The sequence below is a fragment of the Acinetobacter seohaensis genome, assembly GCF_056431365.1.
In genome coordinates, this window is the sequence record NZ_JBWKMK010000031.1 from 1 (window position 1) to 4,960 (window position 4,960).

Consider the following 4,960-nt stretch of genomic DNA (forward strand, 5'->3'; position numbering starts at 1 on the left):
AAATACTTTGAAATCGCATCCATCTGATACGAAAGAAATGAAGTCAGTACATGCGACTGCAATGCAAAAGGCACGAGACTTGGTAGCGAGCCGTAAAAGATGACCTATGAAGTTTCTTACTTGCCACAAGCAGAACAGGATTTAATTGAAATTTTGGCGTATGGCATAGAGACATGGGGCGAAAAACTAGCAGAAGGGATGTATTTAAAAATTACTGAACAGCTAGAAACCCTGTATTTCTCACCAAATCGAACTAAAAAGAAGGGCAATTTAGGAACAAGAGAAATGCTTATTTCTGACAGTCCATACCGTGCAATTATTCAAATTGATGAGGAAGCCAAGCGAGTTTTTATTTTAAGAATCTTGCATACTTCGAGAAATATTTAATTAGATTATATGCCGTATATTGGCAAAAAAAACGGCTATAAAATTAAGAAAATCAATAACTTTTAAAACTATTAAAGTTGTGTTAGATTTTCTTTCAGGCGAAAAAAAAGCAGGTCGGCAAACCTACTTTTTTCTCATTGTTTAACAAATACTTAAAGCATCAGTAAACGCAAATTCGATACTTGTATTTTACTGATGTTTTGAGCATTTGCAACATAAAGGACGTTGCAAAAGGTGAATAACGCTCAATTAAGCGATTTTTTTGAAAATCTTGCTCATAAACCATACTGTGCAGATGATTTATTGTATGGCTTACAAATAAGACCGAAAAAAACGGCAATTAACATGCAATACATACAGGGTAATCAACCTTGTATGCTTCATTACTTCTTTTTTGATATAGATCGTTCAGATGCTGTCATGGCATGGCATGATGAAAATTTGCCAATGCCCTATTGGACAGCGCAGACCTTAAAAAATGGTCATGCTCATATTTGCTATAAATTAGAAATTCCACTGTGTACCAGTGAATTAGCGAGTCAAAAAGCAATAGCCTATGCCTCAAAGGTTCAGGCAGGACTTGCCAATAAACTTGGAGCAGACGTTGGCTACAGTCATCTCATTACGAAGAATCCATTTCATAAAGATTGGCGTGTCACTTTTTGGAGTGAACAAGCTTATACGCTCGATTATTTAGCTGATTTTGTCGATTTACCTAAGAAACTAAGCAAGAAACAAGAGGTTTCAGGGCTTGGACGCAACTGCACACTGTTCGATACCGTGCGTAAATGGGCATATACGGCTGTTAGAGCGCATCGAGGTGGTATTTATAGTGCTTGGCTAGAGGAAGTTACTAAACAGTGTTTAAGCGTAAATGACACGTTTTTAGAAGCCTTACCGTATTCAGAAATTAAGGCTACAGCAAAAAGTATTGCGACTTACTGTTGGAAGAAAGACGCTTATTGCTATCAAGAGTTTATAGATCGGCAAACTCGAAAAGGGGCGTTAGGTGGTAAAAAAAGTAATTCTTCAAATGGTGGAAAAGCTCGTTCAAAAAAATATGAAGAAATGAGAATAAGGGCAAAAGAATTGAAATCAGCAGGTTTTTCAATTCAGTTTATAACTAAGGAACTTAATGTGAGCCGTATGACGATAAGTCGATGGTTAGTAACGTAACATATAGTTTGCATATTTTTCAAAATGCTCTTTAGCACTTAAATTATCTTTATCTACGATATTTCCATCAAAAATTAGTCCATAAGAGGTTAATTTCTTTTTGAAAGAAATTACTGGTATAGAGTGCTTTTTACAAAAGTTAGAAACTAGGTGTCTTGTCGATTCTGTAGCATTACATCCAATAAATATTTCCTGAATCGAATCTAAAGGAATATTGTCTGTAAAAACTACACTATCAGCTTTTACAGTTTCAATTAAATCTCGTCGCCATTTAGACAAACGAACTTCATCTTCGTACTGCCAGCATTTATCTTTTGGAAAAAAAGTATTGATAGGGAAGCTTTTGCTATGTTCGACAAGTATCCTGGCATCCAGGATCATTTTACGATCAGAATAGTTAACCTCATCAACATGAGTAAAATAAGGATGATTTGGATTAAATGCTATAGCAATTCCTTTGTGATCTCTAGCATAGTGAGCCCACATTAACATATTGTCAGCAGTACCTTTAGCCGAACGACTTAAACATAAACATGCTATGGCGTCAGTTCCATTACAGAGCTCATTTAATAACTCCTCTTCATCCCAAAAATTATAGTTAGTAATATCTTCAGACTCACTGATTTCATATTTACTAAAAATTTTGGAATGATTAAATAAGTCTATTTCTAACTCTAAGTTATCTTTTACTAAATTAGATTTACTACAAATAAGGAGATTTCCTTCAAAAGGGTCATTGAACTCAGTAAGAAGACTAAATTTTAAAGTTGCAGATTCTAAAAATTTTATAGCGGATTCTTGATTTAAATATTTTATATATCTCATTTAAAAGACAACTTTAAAGTGTAACAGTGCAAGCCTAAATCAGATATCAGCTTCTTTTAGCTGATATCTGATTTTCTCTAGTTTAATGGTTTATTTTTTTTTCCTATCTCAGATAGGTTATGTGTGAAATTTGATGCATTCTTATTACCTAGAACTTTATCAATAATATTTTCAATTTGAGTTTTAGTTACAACTGATGATGCCTTTAGTGCTTCTCTTGGATCTACTCCAGCATCAATCATGCGTGTGCAAATTTCATCTTTAACATCAAGTGTTGCGTTTGCAACTTCTTTAACACCATCTTTCATTGTCATTAGTAGTACTCCAATTTAAATCCTAATTGATCTTCTTACATAATTATTTTATTACAGCCCTAATATCAAGTAATTTTAATTTATTGGTATTACTTTATTGAATTTTAATTTTGGGCAAGGACACACAAAGGGTACTCTAGACAAAAACTAAAGTTTTCGCTAGATTACCTTTTGTGCCTTGCAAGGGAAGAATCCCTTGACCCTCTTTTCGACTTTATTTCCGCAAGATTTATGGCCATGAAACATAGCCAAAATTCTTACGGAAAAAAGCCGACCCCAAAACCCAAAAGCACCAAGTATTTGATGAGTTGTTATGAAAGAAAAAACGCTTATAAAACGTAATAAGGAAATCAAAGTCCGTTTAACAGAAGGTGAACATCACGCCTTACTGGAACGTATGGAAGGTGGAGAACTTGCAACTTGGATTCGAAATACCTGTCTAGATGAGAAACCGAATAAAAAAAGAAACTATAAAGCGGCAGATCCTCAACTCTTAGCGGCATTAGGACGCATTGGGGGAAATCTCAATCAGATTGCTAGACAAGTAAATACTGTTGAATCTGATTTAGAAAAAATTAGAGCTTTTGCGGAGTTGGCAATAATCCGAGAACAACTACAAGGAATCTTAGCTGCCTATGATCGTTAAATTCTTGGGAAATAAAGGGGGAGGTAGTGCAGGTGCAACAATTGACTACCTGCTTGGCAAAGATCGAGATAGACCAGGTGCGGTTTTACTGAGTGGAGATCCTGAATTAACTCAACGATTAGCAGATAACCTGGACTTCCAAAATCGTTATACGGTTGGGGTGCTTTCATTTGAGGAATCAAACCTCGAAGAACAGCAAAAAGAAGCCATTATGCAGAGCTTTGAAGAAACATTGCTTGCAGGTTTAGAGCGCGATCAATACGACATTACTTGGATAGAACACACTGATAAAGGGCGTTTAGAACTTAATTTCGTAATTCCAAATGTGGAATTACGTACAGGAAAGAGATTACAGCCTTATTTTGATCAAGCTGATCGCCCACTTGTAGAAAACTGGAAGCAAGTTATCAATTTCGAGCATGGTTTAACAGATCCTCATGCACCTGAGAAAGCCCTAGCTATTAAGAGTTTGAATAGCCAAAACCTACCTCAAAGCGTCAAAGAAATTAAAGAGCAAATCGGGACCGCAATTGCTGAGCAAATTAGCAATGGCAATATCCAAAATAGGCAAGATGTAGTTGAAACCCTAAAGGGTGCAGGCTTTGAGATTGCTAGAGAAACAGATAGATCAATCAGTATTAAGAATCCTGACGGCAAGCGGAATATTCGTTTAGAAGGCGTAATTTATGAAAATCGACAATTTGATAAACAATTTGCAGAAGAACACCGCCGAGCAGGACAGGATTATCAAAGAACAAGCCGAGAGCGTTACGAAACAGCACTTGGAAAGTTACAACGCCTTACTGAGAGCAAGCAGCAAGGAAACAGAGAAAATTTTAAGGTCAAACCTTCAGACCATCCAAGATCAACAGCCGAAAATCAGAAACGTTTTGCGTTTGAATATTCTGACGGGAGCAGTGCTGGGCGTGTTGATTACAGTGTTTCTGATCTTTCTTGGCGTAAATTGGTGGTTAGCGAAGCAAATTCAGAACAAGCAGCAGGAATTAGCCGAAATCAATCTGAAAGTAGAGCAGACACCGCTAGAGAAACAGATTTTGCGGAGGGTGAGACTACAAGAGAGCGAAGACAAGAAAACTTTGTACATCATGGCGAAGAACAGCAAAAAAGCGGACGCTTACGAGAATACAGCCAATCAAATGGTACTGAAATTAGAAAAATAGAATCTACCTTCAAAACTCCTTTTGAAAATCCATTTAACCAGTCAAATGATGGAAAGGAGCTTTTAAAGGAGAGCGGAAGTTTATTTGAAAGCTTAACTACCTCAAAAGAAGTAAAGCAGGACGTAAAACAGAGTAATTCTAATCAAGCGGAACAAGACAATGCCAAACGACTTTATGAATCGCTACAAAGACTTATTGAACTCGTTAGAGAAGCAATTGAAAGAGCTAAACGCTATAAATCAAAGTCAGAGCGAGCAGATCGAAACCTTGAACATTCAGAATCAAGTATTGAGAAGTCAGAACGAGGAATTAGCCAGTCAAAATCAGCAATTAAACAATCTGAACAGCAAATTAAGAGAAGTGAACAGCAAATTAGCCAGCAAATGAAAGAGAAACAGATTGAAAGGAGCGCAAGTAGAGGATTTGGGCGT

6 protein-coding genes are annotated in these 4,960 nt (G+C 36.4%); 4 read left to right on the top strand and 2 right to left on the bottom strand.

Annotated features, from left to right (window positions below):
- Positions 1-99: 99 nt before the first annotated feature.
- The gene (locus AC07E5_RS06085; protein WP_179995778.1) at positions 100-387 is read left to right on the top strand and encodes a type II toxin-antitoxin system RelE/ParE family toxin; all 288 of its coding nucleotides are present in this window, start codon (positions 100-102) and stop codon (positions 385-387) included.
- Positions 388-621: 234 nt separating this feature from the next.
- Positions 622-1,563: a replication initiation protein gene (locus AC07E5_RS06090; RefSeq protein ID WP_498624978.1), complete on the top strand. Its 942-nt coding sequence runs from the start codon at positions 622-624 to the stop codon at positions 1,561-1,563.
- Here AC07E5_RS06090 and AC07E5_RS06095 read toward each other — a convergent pair.
- Both AC07E5_RS06095 and AC07E5_RS06100 read right to left on the bottom strand, forming a co-directional pair.
- The gene (locus tag AC07E5_RS06095; RefSeq protein WP_498624980.1) at positions 1,552-2,388 is read right to left on the bottom strand and encodes a DUF2971 domain-containing protein; all 837 of its coding nucleotides are present in this window, start codon (positions 2,386-2,388) and stop codon (positions 1,552-1,554) included. The genes AC07E5_RS06090 and AC07E5_RS06095 overlap by 12 nt on opposite strands.
- A gap of 77 nt (positions 2,389-2,465) precedes the next feature.
- The gene (locus tag AC07E5_RS06100) at positions 2,466-2,702 is read right to left on the bottom strand and encodes a hypothetical protein (protein WP_498624981.1); all 237 of its coding nucleotides are present in this window, start codon (positions 2,700-2,702) and stop codon (positions 2,466-2,468) included.
- Between the two features lie 313 nt (positions 2,703-3,015).
- Here AC07E5_RS06100 and AC07E5_RS06105 point away from each other — a divergent pair, with 313 nt between their 5' ends.
- Both AC07E5_RS06105 and AC07E5_RS06110 read left to right on the top strand, forming a co-directional pair.
- Positions 3,016-3,348 (top strand): plasmid mobilization protein, encoded by a 333-nt coding sequence (locus tag AC07E5_RS06105; protein WP_498624983.1) that lies wholly within the window; start codon positions 3,016-3,018, stop codon positions 3,346-3,348.
- Positions 3,338-4,960, top strand: a 1,623-nt coding sequence (locus AC07E5_RS06110) for a relaxase/mobilization nuclease domain-containing protein (RefSeq protein WP_498624985.1), incomplete at its 3' end; no start/stop codon positions are given. The genes AC07E5_RS06105 and AC07E5_RS06110, both read left to right, overlap by 11 nt.